At 65.7% G+C, this 16,011-nt stretch carries 13 protein-coding genes; 6 read left to right on the top strand and 7 right to left on the bottom strand.

What is annotated here, in order from left to right; translation table 11 throughout:
* Positions 1-83 precede the first annotated feature (83 nt).
* Positions 84-881 (top strand): NADPH-dependent F420 reductase, encoded by a 798-nt coding sequence (locus tag ACYVF6_RS32810; RefSeq protein ID WP_460527207.1) that lies wholly within the window; start codon positions 84-86, stop codon positions 879-881.
* Positions 882-1,031: 150 nt separating this feature from the next.
* Here the strand turns inward: ACYVF6_RS32810 and ACYVF6_RS32805 are convergent, their stop codons facing one another.
* The 4 genes from ACYVF6_RS32805 to ACYVF6_RS32790 are packed head-to-tail and all read right to left on the bottom strand — an operon-like array spanning position 1,032 to position 4,706.
* Positions 1,032-2,195: an ABC transporter permease gene (locus ACYVF6_RS32805; RefSeq protein ID WP_460526823.1), complete on the bottom strand. Its 1,164-nt coding sequence runs from the start codon at positions 2,193-2,195 to the stop codon at positions 1,032-1,034.
* Positions 2,196-2,245: 50 nt separating this feature from the next.
* A complete protein-coding gene (locus ACYVF6_RS32800) occupies positions 2,246-2,995 on the bottom strand; it encodes an ABC transporter ATP-binding protein (protein ID WP_460526821.1) in 750 nt (249 codons plus the stop codon).
* Positions 2,992-4,206 (bottom strand): efflux RND transporter periplasmic adaptor subunit, encoded by a 1,215-nt coding sequence (locus ACYVF6_RS32795; RefSeq protein ID WP_460526819.1) that lies wholly within the window; start codon positions 4,204-4,206, stop codon positions 2,992-2,994. The genes ACYVF6_RS32800 and ACYVF6_RS32795 overlap by 4 nt, the downstream gene beginning before the upstream one ends.
* Positions 4,203-4,706 carry a hypothetical protein gene (locus ACYVF6_RS32790; protein ID WP_460526817.1) on the bottom strand — a complete coding sequence of 168 codons (504 nt, stop codon included), beginning with the start codon at positions 4,704-4,706 and terminating at the stop codon, positions 4,203-4,205. The genes ACYVF6_RS32795 and ACYVF6_RS32790 overlap by 4 nt, the downstream gene beginning before the upstream one ends.
* A gap of 89 nt (positions 4,707-4,795) precedes the next feature.
* Between ACYVF6_RS32790 and ACYVF6_RS32785 the strand changes: the two genes are divergently transcribed.
* Both ACYVF6_RS32785 and ACYVF6_RS32780 read left to right on the top strand, forming a co-directional pair.
* Positions 4,796-5,449, top strand: coding sequence for a response regulator transcription factor (locus ACYVF6_RS32785; RefSeq protein WP_460526815.1), 654 nt, complete (start codon positions 4,796-4,798; stop codon positions 5,447-5,449).
* Position 5,450: 1 nt separating this feature from the next.
* Entirely contained in the window at positions 5,451-6,653 is a 1,203-nt protein-coding gene (locus tag ACYVF6_RS32780; RefSeq protein WP_460526813.1) for a sensor histidine kinase, read from the top strand.
* On the opposite strand, the gene ACYVF6_RS32775 is transcribed toward ACYVF6_RS32780, so the two are convergent.
* From ACYVF6_RS32775 to ACYVF6_RS32765, 3 genes are all read right to left on the bottom strand, one after another.
* The gene (locus ACYVF6_RS32775; RefSeq protein WP_460526811.1) at positions 6,625-8,055 is read right to left on the bottom strand and encodes an aspartyl protease family protein; all 1,431 of its coding nucleotides are present in this window, start codon (positions 8,053-8,055) and stop codon (positions 6,625-6,627) included. The two genes, ACYVF6_RS32780 and ACYVF6_RS32775, sit on opposite strands and share 29 nt — an antisense overlap.
* A gap of 124 nt (positions 8,056-8,179) precedes the next feature.
* The gene (locus ACYVF6_RS32770; protein WP_460526809.1) at positions 8,180-10,003 is read right to left on the bottom strand and encodes an ABC transporter ATP-binding protein; all 1,824 of its coding nucleotides are present in this window, start codon (positions 10,001-10,003) and stop codon (positions 8,180-8,182) included.
* Positions 10,004-10,053: 50 nt separating this feature from the next.
* Positions 10,054-10,578, bottom strand: coding sequence for a thioredoxin domain-containing protein (locus ACYVF6_RS32765; protein WP_460526806.1), 525 nt, complete (start codon positions 10,576-10,578; stop codon positions 10,054-10,056).
* Positions 10,579-11,347: 769 nt separating this feature from the next.
* On the opposite strand from ACYVF6_RS32765, the gene ACYVF6_RS32760 reads away from it, so the two are divergent.
* From ACYVF6_RS32760 to ACYVF6_RS32750, 3 genes are all read left to right on the top strand, one after another.
* On the top strand, positions 11,348-11,875 hold the full coding sequence (locus tag ACYVF6_RS32760; protein WP_460527205.1) for a S26 family signal peptidase: 528 nt from the start codon (positions 11,348-11,350) through the stop codon (positions 11,873-11,875).
* 137 nt (positions 11,876-12,012) lie between these two features.
* Positions 12,013-12,564: a MauE/DoxX family redox-associated membrane protein gene (locus tag ACYVF6_RS32755; RefSeq protein WP_460526804.1), complete on the top strand. Its 552-nt coding sequence runs from the start codon at positions 12,013-12,015 to the stop codon at positions 12,562-12,564.
* 96 nt (positions 12,565-12,660) lie between these two features.
* The gene (locus ACYVF6_RS32750) at positions 12,661-15,807 is read left to right on the top strand and encodes an AfsR/SARP family transcriptional regulator (protein WP_460526802.1); all 3,147 of its coding nucleotides are present in this window, start codon (positions 12,661-12,663) and stop codon (positions 15,805-15,807) included.
* Positions 15,808-16,011: the final 204 nt, after the last annotated feature.

Genomic DNA, 16,011 nt, shown 5'->3' with positions numbered 1-16,011 from the left:
GCTGGCGCCGGTGTGGCCAGCGCGGACTGTCGACGGCTGACCGATGAGAAAACTCGCTGTCGGCGGTCTACAGAGGGCTTTGAATCAAGCTTGGCTCGGAAATCACTTCTTCTGGACCACGCCAGGACCAACGCTCCAACCATCGACTAGTAAGGAGGAGCAGCCAGATGAACATCGGCGTTATAGGTACAGGACCCGTTGGGGCGACGCTTGCTCGGCGGCTCGCCGAGCTCGGCCACGATCTCTTGATCTCGAACTCGAGAGGCCCGAGCAGTCTGAGCCAGTTGGCCGCCGAGATCGGCGCGAGGCCCGCTTCTGTCTTCGAGGCGGCCAACCTCGCAGACATCGTGATCGTTGCGATTCCAACGAAGGCAGTCACCGAGCTACCCAGAGACCTCTTTGCCAACGTGGACGACCATGTCGTGGTAGTCGACACCTGCAACTATCACCCCGAGCTTCGCGATGGCCGGATCGACCCGATCGATAGCGGCATGCTCGACAGCGAATGGGTGGCGCAACAACTCGGACACCCGGTGATCAAGGCGTTCAACCACATCTTCGCTGACAGCCTGTTCGAGAAGGGCATGCCGGCGGGAACCGAAGGGCGGATTGCTCTCTCCGTCGCCGGGGATCCACTGGAGGCCAGAACGACGATGCTTCGCCTGGTCGACGATCTCGGCTTCGACGCCGTCGACGGAGGTGGGCTGGGTGACTCCTGGCGCCAACAGCCAGGAACACCGGCATACTGTCAGGATCTCCATGCCGCCGACCTTCGGCTCGCACTCGCCGAAGCCGAGCGCAGCCGGATCGCCAACTACCGCCGCGGAGAGGAGGCCCGCATCAAGCGATCCATGGCAGGACAGAGTCCCTCGCGTCCTTGAACGCCGTTCTCAACTGCTTCGCCTTGCAGGAGTGGGCTTGGGTGATCGGCGTGTGGGCCATCGCCTCGATGTGCCCTGTGGCTGCGCGGACCCAGCCGCGCCGTGTCTCGACCGACTCGTCCGATGGCCGGACCTTCTGGGCGATTCAGTTCAGGCTGTGCGTAGGGCCTCGGTTGGTGAGAGCCGCGACGCTTTCATGGCGGGAAGTAGTCCAGCGAGCGCACCAATGACGAGGGTCGCGCCGATGCCACCGGCCCACGCCAGCGTTGGAATAACGATGGCCCAGTGTTTGCCTGCGGCGTAGATAGCGGTGGCGACGATCCCCGCGGCGATACCTACCGCGCCACCGGCGAGGGCGAGCGCAATCGACTCTGACAGAAACTGGCTCCGAATATGGCCACGTGTCGCGCCGAGCGCACGGCGGAGTCCGATCTCCGAGCGGCGTTCGAGCACAGCGATGATCATGATGTTGGCCACCCCGACCGCGCCGACGATGAGGGCGACCACGCCGAGACCGAGGAAGAGGTTGTTGAACGCCCCTTGCGCCTTGGCCCGCGCGGTCAGAGCGGTGGACGGCTGGCTGATGTCGACCTCGTTCGGCGCCTTGGGGTCGGCAGTTTGGGCGAGCACAGATCGCACTGCGGGCACGTGATCGGTCTGGGCGCGTACGTAGATTGTGCTCGGCGGCCCGATCGTCGGTTCGCCGCCGACCATGCTGTGGTAGCCGAGATAGCCCTGCGCCGCCGGATAGCCAACGAGTGCACTGGAGTCGATCTCGGGTGCGAGAACGGCGGGGTCCAGGATTCCGGCGACGTAGAACCACTGGCCGCCTAGCCAGATTCGCTCGCCGGGGTAGACGCGGCTGACCCCGAGCCGACGGGCTGCGTCGGCGCCCAGCACCGCGACTGGTTGGGTCGCTGTGGCCGGGTTGAGCCAGCGGCCCTGCGCCACAGTGGTCGCCACGACCGACGGCAGGTCCAGATCTGCGGCCCTCACCTGGAGCGCGTTGGTGTTGACGGCCGGGACGAGCGGGCTGCGATATACGTTGGCATCCGCGACGGTGCCGGTGTGGGCCACACTTTCGACGGACCCGAGATGAGAGATCCGGTCCGGCGCTTCGAGCGGCAGTTGCGCGCTTTCCCCGGAGAACGTCTGACCGTTGGCAGCGGTCAGCAGGTTCGTACCGAGCCGGTCGATTTCCGCGAGCAACCCGGCCTGTGAGGAGGCCGAGAGCCCGAGCACGGCAACGATGGCTGCCACGCCGATGGAGATGCCGAGCGCGGACAGCGCGGAACGCAACGGCCGGTTGCGCATGCCTACGCTGGCGACCCGCCAACGATCGCTGAGGGTGAGTCGAGCGAAGGTCATGGCCGCCCCCCGTCGTCGGAGATGATCTTGCCGTCGAGGACGTGGACCTGGCGAGGCAGCGAGGACGCCAGGCCGGTGTCATGGGTGATGATCACGATGGTGGCGCCCTCCGCGTTCAACTGATGGAGCAACTCGACGATGGTGGCGCCGGTAGTGCTGTCCAGGTTGCCGGTGGGCTCGTCGGCGAGTACGACAGCGGGTCGCCCGACCAGGGCGCGAGCGATCGCGACCCGCTGCCGCTGACCACCGGACAACTTGGTCGGACGGAACCCCGCGCGGTCGGACAGACCGACCCGGGCAAGGGCCTCGGCGGCCCTGGCCTGCCGTTCGCGTGCCGGCACACCGGCGTACAGCAGACCGTCGGCGACGTTGTCCAGCACTGTCGTGTGCTCCGCCAAGAAGAACTGCTGGAAGACAAACCCGATGTGACGTGCCCGTAGCTCGGACAGCCGGCGGTCGGACAGGCCGGCGATGTCGACTTCATTGATCGCGACGACGCCACTGGTGGGCCGGTCGAGCGTGCCCATCACGTGCAGCAGGGTTGTCTTGCCCGATCCGGACGGCCCGGCAACGGCGACGAGTTCTCCCTGCCTGACCGTGAGGTTCACCCCGCGCAGCGCCAGGACGGGCGGCTGCTCACCGTACGTCTTGGTGACCTCGCGGAGCTCGAGCACAGCAGCGGGCTGCCGATCCGGCGAGTGCCCGTCGTACGGCCGAGGCGGTGCGACTGTGTTCTCTGTGGTCATGTCGCCGGCACCACCACACGGTCGCCGGATGCGAGCGCACCCTTGACCTGGACGAGCCCGTCAGCGTCGTCGAACAATCCGAGCGTGACCGGGACGGTCTTACGGACGCCGTTGCCGGCAACGGTCTCGACCGCGAATCCGCCGCCGGGCCGGCCGATCAGGGCGGTGACCGGCACGATCAGCGCGTGCTCGACTCCACCGGTGGTGACCTGGACCCGGACCGGTGCCTGCTCCAGCGATCCGGCGTCCTTGGGCCGCTCAAGCCGGAAATAGACCGGGATCGCTGTCGCACCCGAGTCCGGGCTCGACGCCGAACTGTCGCCGGAGGATCCCGGCACGTCGGCAGCCGATTCTGCGACCGTACCGATGCGGGCCACTACGGCTGGAGTGGTGGTCTGGTCCGGCAGCGTGACCTGTGCCTTGTCCCCCACGGAGACTCCAGTCTGCTGACTGGCATCGAGGTCGACCTGTACCTCGCGCTGGGTGGACGTCGCGGTCAGCACCTGCTCCGCCGGTTGTGCGCCCGCGCCGGTATGGACGGTCAGCTTGCTGATCCTGATCGGGCCGGGCAGGTATACGAAGTCGCCGAGCGCGATCGCACCCGACTGGGGCACCCCGAGCTTCTTCTGCAGCCTCTTGACCGCCGTGCTTGTCTGCGCGCCGAACGTGTCTGAGTGCGGATCGAGATTCGCCTTGCTTGCGTAGCCGAGCCGGACGAGGTTGTCGTTGAGCTGGGCGATATCAGGACCGGTTTCGTTCTCTACCAGGCTCCGGTACGCCGGCGTGCTCCCGCACAGGAGCACGATCGGCCGGTTGTCCACCAGGTAGAGCACCTGCCCGCACTCGATCACGTCGCCGCCGCTCGGCAGGTCGGTGTAGACGCCGCCGGCCTGGTTAGCCACCGAATACTCTGTGCCGTCGGAGTTGGCCGTATAGGTGAGGGTTCCGTCGGCGTTGATCTGAGAAGACAGCGGCCCTTCCCGTACGGTCGCCGTGGCCGGCGGTGCGGCGGGTGGACCTGCGGCATTGGCTGTACTGGGCCGGATCTTCTCGACCACGCCGTACGGGTCGTACCGCACGATCGCGCCTGCTGACGCGGCGGCCAGCACCAGCGCCGCCACCATCACAAGCGTGCCGCGGCGTCCGAACCCTCGACCAGCTGGCCGGCGGTGGGACTCGTGCTCGGCGGCCGGTGGAGCAGGCGTGCTCACTGACCACCACCGAGCATGCCTGACGGCGCCAGATCCCGGCAGGCCTGCACCGCGGACTGGAACGCCGGGGAGTTCGGGTCGACGTTGCCGCTCATCACCATGCGCCCGCCCTTCGGGTCGGGGAAGTCTGGTACGCCGTTCTTACGCATGCAGGCCGCGAACTTCACCCCCGCCGCCTGCGCATCCGAGCCGGGAGCGGATGTGAACAGGCCGGGCGGCTCCAGCGACTTGCACGCCTGCTGTGCGGACTTGAAGCGCGAGGAGGTCGGATCCAGATCGGTACCTTTGCGTACGGTGAGTTGGATCTCGCCGTTGACCGGGTCGGGAAAGTCGGTGATGCCGTGCTCGCGCATGCATTGGGTGTACTTCACTGCCTGGTCGGAAGCGCTCGTGCTGGTCTGAGCTTTCGGCGTCTGCTCTTCGCCGCTGCAGCCGACCAGGGCCAGTCCGAGTGCGAGGAAAAGTAGTGGACCCGCCAGATGCTTCTTCGTGAACGTCATGAAACGTATGTCTAGGCGACGGACGGTCACAGCCAGGTGCCAGCGGCTGTGACCTGGCTGTAACCACCGCGCTGGGTAGCCTCTGCGATGTGAGAGTGCTGGTGGCCGAGGACCACCGTGAGCTGGCCGAGTCGGTCGCACGGGTGCTACGGCGAGAAGGCATCGCGGTCGACGTTGCCATCGACGGCCTACAGGCACTGGAGGCCACGGCCGTGACCAGCTACGACGTGATCGTCCTCGATCGTGACCTGCCCGAGGTGCACGGCGACGACGTCTGCCAGGCCGTGCTGGCGAGTGGATCGCATGCCAGGGTGCTGATGCTGACCGCCTCGGCCACGATCGCCGACCGGGTGGAAGGCCTGGACCTGGGCGCTGACGACTACCTGCCCAAGCCGTTCGCCTACGCCGAACTTATCGCGCGGATCCGTGCGCTGGGCAGGCGTACAGTCCCGCCCATCCCACCGATCTTGGTGCACGGTGATCTGTCGCTCGACCCAGCGGCGCGGGTCGCCACCCGCGCGGGTCTCCGGCTGGCACTGCGCCCGAAGGAGTTCGCCGTCCTGGAATACCTGCTGGCCGCACAAGGCCGGGCCGTGTCCGCCGAAGAACTGCTCGAACGAGTATGGGACGAGGCGACCGACCCGTTCACCACCACCGTGAAGACGACCATCAACCGGCTGCGTTCCAAACTCGGGGAACCGCCCCTCATCACGACCGTCCCGCGCGGCGGATACCGGATCTGACATGGCGATGCGCCTGCTCGAACGGCTCCCCGCCGGCACCGTACGGTTACGGCTCGCGCTGCTCTACAGCGCGATGTTCGCGTTGTCCGGCGCAGTGCTACTCGCGATCACGTACCTGCTCGTCCAGCGATCAAGCAGCCAGCGAGTCCTGTACCAGAACGGCGGAGGCCCGCCGCAGCTGTATGAAGGCCACGTCGACCTCCCCGAACCGTACACCGCGGCTGCGGCCGCCATGCGAGAGTTCAACGAGCGCCAGCACGCCGCCCAGCTCCACGAGTTGCTCGTCCAGTCCGGGACCGCCCTGGCGATCATGTTCGTGGTCTCACTCGCACTCGGCTGGGTCGTCGCTGGCCGCGTCTTGCATCCGTTGCGGACGATGACCACGACCATTCGCGAGATCTCGGAACGCAACCTGCACGAACGGCTCGGGCTGACCGGCCCGCGCGACGAGCTGACCAACCTTGCCGACACCGTCGATGATCTGCTCACGCGGATGGAGGCCGCGTTCGAGGCCCAGCGGCGGTTTGTCGCCAGCGCGGCTCACGAACTGCGCACACCGCTCACGCTCGAACACGCCCTGCTCGAGGAGACCCTCACCGACCCCGCCGCCGGCCTCGACTCCTGCCGCACGACGTTCCGCAGGCTGCTCGCCAACAGCGAGCAACACACCGATCTGCTCGACGCGCTGCTGACCCTTGCCAGCAGTGAGCGCGGCCTCGAGCGCCGGACACCGGTCGACCTGTCCGAACTCGTCCGCCGGACGCTGAGGCAGGCGAAGCCGGAAATCGATCGGCACGGCGTCACCGTCACCGCCCGACTCGACAACGCCTCGGCCTTGGGCGACGCCGCTCTACTGGAACGCCTCATCGTCAACCTGCTCGACAATGCCGTACGACACAACATCCCCCAGGGCTCATTGGTGGTCTCCACGACCACCGAATCCGGATCGCCGACGCTCGTCGTTGCGAACACGGGGACGGTCATTCCGCCGGATCAGGTGGATCGGCTGCTGGAGCCGTTCCAGCGGCTGGCTGCGTCCCGCACCGCCCACGACGGCGGCCACGGCCTCGGCCTGTCCATCGTTCGTGCCATCGCGACCGCGCATCAGGCGAGCCTCACCGTCACCCCACGCTCAGCGGGCGGACTGACCGTCGAGGTCCGGTTCCCTGAGTTCCTCACACATAGTCGGGGACAGTGGGGGTGACGTAGAGGTTCATGTCGGTGTAGTCGAACGTGACCGCGAACGGTTTGAAGAACTCGTGGGTGACGTTGGCGATGGTCTGGAACCGGAACCCGTCCGGGCCGTCGCCGGGGAGCTGTGCCGTCGCGATGCCTGGGACGTGCCGCCCCACCGCGTCGCCGAGCGAGATCCGGTCTGGCGAGATCGAAGGGTGCAGCCTCCGGCCGAACTCCGTCAGGTGCTCGTAATCGACTTCGATCCCCGCCTGAACGGCGGGTGACGGCACCCACGGCCCGGCGCCCTGGGTGCGGACTGCAACGCCGATTCGAGGGCCGCCGGTATCGCAGGAGACCATTCCCGGACCGAAGTCGTTGAGGCTGCCGAGCGTGCACGGAAAATGGGTGCCTGCAAGCCACAGCGGCAGCGCTTCGGCACCGGCGTGCCTCGCCGCCGCCTGGAACTTTCGTGATCGGGCCTTGCTCTTTCGCCGCAGCACCAGCCCACGGCCCGCGTAGTCGAGTGTGGTCAGGAAGTGGTAGAAGAGCACGCTCCCGATTGAGCCTACGGGCCGCGGACCCTCGGGTGCGGTGGGCAACTTGGCATTGCTCCACTGCACAGGGACGTTACGCAACTCAATCTCGCCGATCCGGAAAGACTCCAGAACCCCATGGAACATGGTGAAGGACTGGCCAGGGGTCCCCGCGGTGATGGCCGCCAGCGGGCGTAGGCCCAACGCGTCGCCCAGGACTTGTGAGAAGCCGATGCTGCCGGCTCCGGTGTCGAAGAGATAGTGCTGCAGTGGCCCGCCGTTCGCCGAGGCTTCGATCATTGGCAGCGGATCCATCTTCACGATGGGCACACGGGTGGTTTCGGCGCCGTGGATTTGGTACGGGATGCCAGTGATGGCGGCGTACTGCTGGGCGGCCGCAGCGTCGGCCGGGTCGCCGGTCTGGCGCAGCAGCGGCACCGCGCGAGCGAGTTGGTCCTGGCGTACGAAACAGTCCGCGAGCTGCCGGCGGGTGAAAGTGTCGGTGGGCGCCAGAATGAGTGCCTGGGACAGGAAGTTCTCGGCGTCGCCGAACCGGTTGGAAAGCAGGGCGATGTAGCCGCGCTGGGCAAGAGCGTGTGCGTTGGCAGGGTCGTGGCGCAGCTGCCGCGCGTAGCCGCGGTCCGCGTCGACGAACCTTGCGGCCGCGAACAGCTGATCCGGGTCACCAGGAACGTCGGACGCAGCGTCGGCCGACGAACCGACCAGCGGAACGACGGCTCCCGCCGCAGCGGCCAGTCCGGCGCGGCGCAGAAACTCCCGCCGCCCGACGGCCTTGGAACCAGTCAAGGTCATGGATCCCTTTCTAGAACCGGTCGGGTCACAGCCGGGTGTCAGAACCTGAGACCCGGCTGTAACCCGACCCCAGCGCGCGATCATCCGCGCTGTGCCTCATACTTCACATCGCGCAGCCTGGCCTGAAAGCGGTCGACGATTGTGGCTGCCTGGCGGACCGGTTTACTCGCCGTCGCCTCGTTTGCTCTTGCCAGGAGTGAGCACTGCTTCACGATTGGGCTTGAAGATGCGACTCCTCCTGGGAGGAGGCCTTGTAGCCGGACGCCTGCAGGGTGAACAACCGGGCATACTCTCCCGCGGTAGCCATCAGCGTTGCGTGGTCGCCTTGCTCGACGATGTGGCCGTCTGAGATGACGGCGATACTGTCGGCGTCTCGCACAGCGTTGAGCCGGTGCGAGATGAGGAGACTGGTATGTCCCTCGCGGTGTCTTCTGAGCGAGCTGTGGATCTCGTGCTCCGCCTCGGCGTCCAGTCCGGACGAGGGTTCATCGAGGATCATCAGGTCCCGGCCCTCGCGTACGAAGGCACGGGCCAGCGCGACGCGCTGCCACTGCCCACCGGAGAGGAGCACGCCCTTTTCCGGGTTGTTCTTGTCGGATTCCATGAAGAATATGCGAGACAGCAGCGTGTCATATCCACGCGGCAACCCGACAAGTGTGCTGTGGATTCCGGCGCGCCCTGCGGCGGCCACGATCCGAGCACGATCGTCGAACGCGTCAAGGTCGCCGAGGCCGATGTTCTCCGCGGCCGTCATGTCGTAGCACATGTGGTCCTGGAACACCGCGCCGATCCGCTGTCGCAGTTTGGTCACGTCAACCTCACGGATGTCTACGCCATCCCAGCGGATCGCACCACGGGTGGGGTCGTACAGCCGGCACAGAAGCTTCACCAAGGTGGACTTTCCGGCGCCGTTGAGCCCGACAAGAGCGAGCGTCCTGCCGTACGGGATCCGCAGGTTGACACCTCGCAGCACCCACGGATGGTCGTCGGAGTAACGGAACCACACGTCGTCCAGCTCGATATGTCGCCAGCTGGCCGGCAGGGCCCGCGGTTCCGAGGAGACAGGCAGGTCCGGACCTGCCGTGGTGACCGCGGTGTAGTAGCCGAACATCTGCAGCGCCTGGTGGGTCTGTGCGACCTCGCCGGCCATGGCTGCGAGCGTTCCCTGCACAGCTGCGACAGCAGCCACGAATATCGTGACGTCGCCCACGGACAGCGCCCCCGCCTGCGCGGCACGTACCGACCACAGGAGCGCTATGCTGGAAATCAGGGCCGCCAGCAGTCCCAGCCCGCCTCCGGCCGCGAGTTGTCGCCTGTCCATGGCACGCCTCGCGGCATTGGCAGCCCGCCGGGCGGTCAGCATTCGCCCGCGTAGATACGCGCCGATACCAAGGAGCCGCACCTCCTTGGCCGCTGTCACAGTGGAAAGCAACTGACCATAGAAGACCTCACGCCGCTCGGTCGGCGAGATATCCCAGAACATGCGCGACCGACGTCGTGACAGCGCGACTTGCGCCACGAGCATCGGTATACCGGACAACAGGACAAGGGTCGCCAGTGCAGGGCTGAGCAGCCACAGCGAAACGACGAAACCGCTGACGGTCATGATCGCTCGGCCAATGCCCAGCACTCCGTTCACGGCTTGGTTGGGCATGTCGCTAGCCCGCTGCGCCAGCCGGAGCCGGTCGACGAACTGCGGGTCCTCGAAGCGCCCCAGTCCAACAAAACCCTCCACCGCACCGAAGAGCCGGTCCTGTGCGAGAACCCCCACCGCACGGTTGACCTGGGCGCCGAGGTACTGAGTGAACTGCGGCGTCACGGTGGCGACCAGGCCTGTCACCGCCAACCCGGCGGCGAGCCCAAGCAGCCGGCCCAGCCCAGCTCCAGAGGACAGGACGTCAATGACCAGCTTCAGCAGCCATGCGCTGATCACAGGCAACCCGGCCGTTGAGAGCGTGAGGATCAGGTACGACACAAGGCTCCCGGGCGCGGCCACGGCAGCCAGCGCGTACGCACCGACGATCAGCCGCACCGTGGACACCACCCGAACACCCCGCGGCCGCAGGCGCCGAACACGCATGATCAAGCGGCCACCGAAGGCGTGGTCAGGTCCACGTTGGTGACCCTGACCGTAAGCTGGCCGGCTTTCGTGGGTGCGACCATGAGGATGCTCGGATAGCGGTTGGCCTGGAACGCCATGCTCATCGCGCCTCTGTGCTCCTCGACCACCACCCGAGCCACTGGGCGAAGGCCTGCGACGAACTCTTCGTCCGACTCGTTCACACCAAGGACGACGGCCAGCACCCCGTCGCGCCCGGCGGGTGCCGACCGCGCGTACTCGACCAGTAGAGGCAGCTTGTCCTTGCACGGTGCGCAGCCCGCCGAGAGAAACGCCACCAACGTTTCGCCCTTCAACAGCTCGTTGCTAACCAATTGTCCGTCCACATCGGTCGAGGTGAAGTCACCGACCGGATCGCCCACTCCCAGCGAAGGTTGTGATCCAGGCATACCTGGAATGGCGGACAACTGTCCGGAGTGGTCTCGCAGCCGTCGGATGACGCCAACGGTGAGGATCAGGTCCAGGGAACACAGCAGCCCGACCAGCACTACCGCCGCTGCCAGGATATCCATCTGCATCTCCTCTATTCATCACGTCGACCAACCAGGAGGACAGTCGTCGTCGACCTGGGGCCGCAAGTGCTCGTGCTTCGGTCGGATGTTCGGGTTGTCGTTCTGGCACGAAAGTGTCCGTTGCAGAATGCATAGATCTTGCATATGGTCGCGGGTCTGCCTCTTCACCGACTCGTTCTGCATGCCCAGGAATGTGCCATGTGCAGGTTGTATGCACGCTGTGTCCCATCCTGAACCTGGCTTGAACGCTGCCTGGCCCGATGGTGGGTCACCCGAAAGGAAGGACGCCACATGCCGAAACTGCTCGAACGTCCGGTCGACTCCGTCTCGTCAATGATCGAACGGCTCGGCGACAGCCTGCTGAATCGACTCGTACCGAGTCAGAGCGCGGCGGCGGGTCACTGCACCTGCGGGTGCGATTGGCAGCACTGGGACTGTAAGAACTGCACCCGGTGCTGGGATTGCTCCGACTGCGAGAGCGGCGGAGGGTGCACCCACTGCGAGTACGTCGGAGGTTGTTGCTGACGGGTGAAGCACGACGCCCGGGTTCGTAATCGGTGGTGCCGCGCAGTGCGGTGCCTGCCAGATCCCATTGCGGCGGAGTCATGGTCCGCCGCAATGGGCCGGCTGACTGGCCGACAGTCGCCTTCCGCTCGGGGTTGCGCCCCCGTCAGGAGAAGGCTGCGCGAACTCCTGCTCATGACCACTGGTCTGCAAGGGAGGTTTGGTGGCTCTGCGGGCACTGATGGCTGCGATCGCAGCTGGACTGTTCCTTCGGCGGCGCTACCTCGTCGTTGTCGTGTCCGGGGCGAGCATGGAGCCGACGATCATCGCCGGCGAACGGGTTCTCGTCCGACGGGTTCGGATCGGCGCGGTGAGGCCGGGTCAGATCGTTGTCTTCGAGGGGACACCGGACGAGACCTGGAAGCTCGACGGCGATATGCCGCCGGCCGATGGAGGTGCGCACAAGCAGCCGGCGATTCACCCCGGCCCGGACAACACATCGCAGCACACCATCAAACGGGCCGTCGCCGTTCCCGGCGATCCGGTTCCTCGAGACGTCTGCCCGGTCCTCCGCGGTGTCCAGGAACCGGCCGTGCCCACCAATTGCCTTGTCGTCCTCGGTGATGCGCGCGACCAGTCCTACGACTCGCGTCATTACGGCTACGTACCAGCCGAGCTGTTGGTGGGCGTGGTTGTCCGCAAACTCGCCGTTCCGCGGCTCCCACTCGAATCCCAGCGCACCGATAACCGCCCCGGCCGGCACCGGTGATCCTCAGATGGTCAGCGCACAATGAAGAACAGATCGGATTGCACAAATTTCGCACATGTTTCCGGATAACTGGACGAATGAAATCCGCGTTATTTTGAGGCGGATGGCTTGTGGTCCCCTGAATATGAGAGGTGCCGGTGCAATCTCTGGAGATCGGATGTCGCTGTCTACTCGGCATCGTCTTCCTGTTGGCGGCCGTGAGTAAGCTGTCCGGGCGTAACGGGTTCCGGGCCTTCACCACCTCCATACAGAACATGCGCCTGCTACCCGTAATCCTGGTGCGCCCCGTGGCGTTGGCTGTGGTCGCGATCGAAGTGGCGATCCCACCGCTGTTGGCGGTGCCGCTCGCGACCACCGCAATTGCCGGCTTCGTCGTGGCCGGCGTCCAACTCACCGGGTTCAGCGTCGCGATCATGCTGTCCCTGCGACGAGGTCACCGGGTGCCATGTCGATGCTTCGGCTCGTCGAGCCTGCCGCTAGGCCCGCGGCATGTGGTGCGTAATGCCCTGCTCGTGGGCGTGGCCGTGCTCGGCGTCGTGGTGTCGGTTGGCAGCAGCCAGAGTCCGATGGCCACCCTCGTACTTGCCGGCGGAATCGGCCTTATCCTCGGCGGTCTGGTTGCGGCCCTGGACGACCTGATCACGCTCTTCCAGCCGCACTCGACGGCGGCTCGCGAGGGTACCGCGTAGCCACAGCGCCCTGTTCCAGCCCACACCAGATGCCACCGGGCATGCCGACAATCGACGGGGCAGTCGAGTCCAGGAAGCAGTGGCATAGTGATGCTCATGGGCAACGCGAGAGTCGGCGTCAACAATAGTCGTGCGGCCGTAATGGACTTCCGCGTTCTGGGAAGGCTTGGTGTTTCCTTCGATGGCCGAAGCATCGATTCTGGTACGCCAAAGCAACGCACGGTGTTAGCTGCGCTATTGCTCGACGCCAACGAGGTCGTCTCCAATGATCGCTTAATAGACTCCGTATGGTGGGATCCACCACCGGCGGCACGGGCGAATCTTCGTGCCTACATCACGGGCCTGCGACGCTCTCTGCATGTCTCGTCCGACAAGAGCTCTCGCCTGCATACCGAGCGCGCGGGCGGATATCGGCTTACCGTGTTCCCGCAAGAGTTGGACTTGGATCAATTCAAAGGCCTGGTCTCTCAAAGCGAGGAGGAGCTCAATCGAGGCCGCCTGCACACGGCGGCGAACAAGCTGTCGGACGCTCTGCGGCTTTGGCGTGGGCCGGTGCTCGATGGCCTTCTGGAGCGTGGCCCAGCCCTGGAAGCCAAAGCGGCGTCGCTTGAAGATCAACGCGCCTCGGTCGCCGAGCGATGGGCTCGACTCAAACTCAGTCTCCGGCAGCCGGATCCGGTTCTCCCTCAGCTTCGTGTTCTGGTCAAGGAGCATCCGTTGCGTGAGCCTTTGTGGGCACTCTTGATGCTCGCACTTTGTGCGGCAGGCCGACACAGCGAGGCGCTTTCGGCGTATGCCGACCTCTGCGCGATTCTTGCCAAGGAGTTGGGTACCGATCCGAGCCACGAACTGTGGCGCATGCATGAGGAGATACTTCAGGGCAACGATCCCTCAGCTCAGCTCACGGTCGCCGCCGACTTGAGACCCGCGCTGGTTGAGGTGCCCGGCAGGCAGTCCGAACCCGGAGCCCTCGCGATCGCGGAGCCAGTACGGCCGCATCAGTTGCCCGCAGGCGCTGGCACCTTCATCGGCCGCTCGTCCGAACTCGCCTGGGCAATTGGGCGGCTTAGCGAACCGGACGAGCGGATCGGACCGACGATCGTCGCCATCGACGGCGCCGCTGGAATAGGCAAGTCGGCGTTCGCTCTACAGGTAGCACAAGCTACCTCGGCCGTCTTTCCGGACGGACAATTCTATGTAGATCTTCAGGGCGCATCGAGCGGCCTGAGTCCGCGAGCCGAGGCTGACGTTCTGGCTCAGTTTCTTCGTACACTCGGCGTCCGTCCCGCAGACGTTCCCCAAGACATCGCGCAAGCGGCAGGACTGTTCCGCTCGCTGCTCTCCGGGCGCCGCATCCTGATTGTGTTGGACAACGCCGCCTCACTGGAGCAGGTTCGCCCATTGATACCGGGAAACTCCGGAGGTGCGGCCCTCATTACGAGTCGTGAGCACCTCGCCGGATTGGCGGAGGCAGTACGCATCCCGCTCCGGTTGCTCTCGTGGACGGACGCTGTGACATTGCTCGGCACGCTCTGTGGTGGCCCCCGGCTCTCGGCGGAGCCAACCGCCGCGGCACGACTCGCATCTCTCTGCGGATACCTTCCTCTTGCCTTACGGATCGTCGGTGCGAGGCTCGCCTCGCGGCCTGACTGGTTGCTAGCCGCATATGCCGATCGATTGCAGGCCGCGCGGTCGCGCCTGGACGAGTTGGCTGTCGCGGATCTGGCGGTCCGTCCAAGCCTGGAGGTGACGTACAACGGCTTGACCGAGCAGGCTCAGCAGACTTTTCGCCGGCTGGGCTACTTCCGTCCAGTCAAGTTCTCGCCGTGGGTGGTAGCAGCACTCGCGGATTGCTCCTTAACACAAGCAGAACAGCTGCTTGACGAGCTCGTCGGCGTTCACTTGGTCGAGACCTCAGGACGTGTTGAGCCGCAGTACCATCTGCATGACCTTGTCCGGTTGTACGCCCAGGAGCTGGCAATGGCCGAACCCGACCATGCCCGCACCGCAGCTGTTCGACGACTTGTCGGAGCGTGCCTGAGTCTGGTCGAACTGGCGAATCTACAGCTGCCAGTGGACTTTCTCGGTGTCACCAAGCACCGGCTCGCACGTTGGAGTCTCCCACGGTCCGATCTCGAGAGACTCACCGCGGATCCACGAGCATGGTTCGAGCGAGATCGTGCCGTCCTCTGCACCGCCGTCGAGGACGGGCTTGAGGTCGGAGCGGTTCGCCTCGCCGGACACCTCGCCGTGTCGTTGTCGGCCTTCCTACGAATCGATGGCCACCTGGACGTCTGGCGGCGGGTGCAGACGAAGGCCCTCGAGGCGGCGCTCTTGGCCAACGACCGACTCACCGAGGCCAGATTGCGCCGTGAGCTCGCCGAGTTGGACACTCTTCTCGACAGGTACACAGAGGCGATCCATCACTTCGAGGCGGCCTATGCTATCTGCAAGGGGCACGATCGCCGGTATGAAGCAGCCTGCAGTGCCGGGCTTGGGTATCTGTACCGTCTACAAGGTGCGTACGATTCGGCGCTCAAATACTTCGGTATCGCACGAGACCTAACGCTGGACACGGCAAATCTCCACGGCTTCGTCTACGCCTCCAACGGCATCGGAGTCGTTCACCTCGAGCGCGACGAGATCGTTGGCGCCGCCGACCGATTCGAGGAATGCCTGCGGCTGAGCAGGCAAACAGGATACGTCTCGGGAGAAGCGCAAGGACTTCGCTGTCTCGGCTACATCGAGCGCCGACGTGGCGACCATGTGCAGGCAGCGCGAAACTTCTCGGCAGCCAAGGAGATCAGCGACCGGATCGGCGACCAGCTCGAGTCCGCACATGCGGCCTGCTGGTTGGGCGAAGTGCTCGTTCAGCTGGGAAGACCGTTCGAAGGTCGCCGACTGCTTGCGGAGGCACTGTGGGTGGAACGCAAGTACCACAACACGTGGGGCGAGGCCGCCGTGATGCGCGCGCTTGCCCGTGCACAGCTGACCGCCGGCCAGCCAGCGCACGCGTTGCGACGCGCGGAGGCGGCTGCCGCGATCTGGCAGCGCCTCGGTTCTCCGTACTGGCTTGCGACTGGACTCGACACCCTGGCCGACGCCCAGGACGCGCAAGGCGACCAAGCCGCAGCGCAACTGAGCCGGGCGAGAGCCTCCCAGCTAAGAGCTCGACTCGGTACGCCCGACTCGAAGGAAGTGGGGGAGGCCGAGCCAGCAGCCGGCAGCGGCGAGGCCGAGTGAGCTGCCACCCACGAGCCACCTGCGGCGCCGCTGGTCCTCCCGCTGCTGAAAACGATCACCCGGCTGCCGGGTCGGAGAGGCGTGAGCAATGCCTCGCGCAGCCACTGGAAGGTGATTCGTACGTCGCCTTCCCAATTGACGGAGAACGTCTCCCAGATCTGACGCCGGCCTCGGGCAACCGCGGGTGCGTGGCTCACTTGCTCC

Source organism: Flindersiella endophytica, assembly GCF_054779015.1.
This window is presented reverse-complemented; position numbering and strand designations above follow the sequence as displayed.

What these genes read in the sequence shown, in the direction of transcription:
- ACYVF6_RS32805 (WP_460526823.1), bottom strand. Translation starts at nt 2,195, where the DNA reads ATGCGCAACCGGCCGTTGCGTTCCGCGCTGTCCGCGCTCGGCATCTCC.
- ACYVF6_RS32800 (WP_460526821.1), bottom strand. Translation starts at nt 2,995, where the DNA reads ATGACCACAGAGAACACAGTCGCACCGCCTCGGCCGTACGACGGGCAC.
- ACYVF6_RS32790 (WP_460526817.1), bottom strand. Translation starts at nt 4,706, where the DNA reads ATGACGTTCACGAAGAAGCATCTGGCGGGTCCACTACTTTTCCTCGCA.
- ACYVF6_RS32780 (WP_460526813.1), top strand. Translation starts at nt 5,451, where the DNA reads ATGGCGATGCGCCTGCTCGAACGGCTCCCCGCCGGCACCGTACGGTTA.
- ACYVF6_RS32775 (WP_460526811.1), bottom strand. Translation starts at nt 8,055, where the DNA reads ATGATCGCGCGCTGGGGTCGGGTTACAGCCGGGTCTCAGGTTCTGACA.
- ACYVF6_RS32760 (WP_460527205.1), top strand. Translation starts at nt 11,348, where the DNA reads ATGGCTGCGATCGCAGCTGGACTGTTCCTTCGGCGGCGCTACCTCGTC.
- ACYVF6_RS32750 (WP_460526802.1), top strand. Translation starts at nt 12,661, where the DNA reads ATGGGCAACGCGAGAGTCGGCGTCAACAATAGTCGTGCGGCCGTAATG.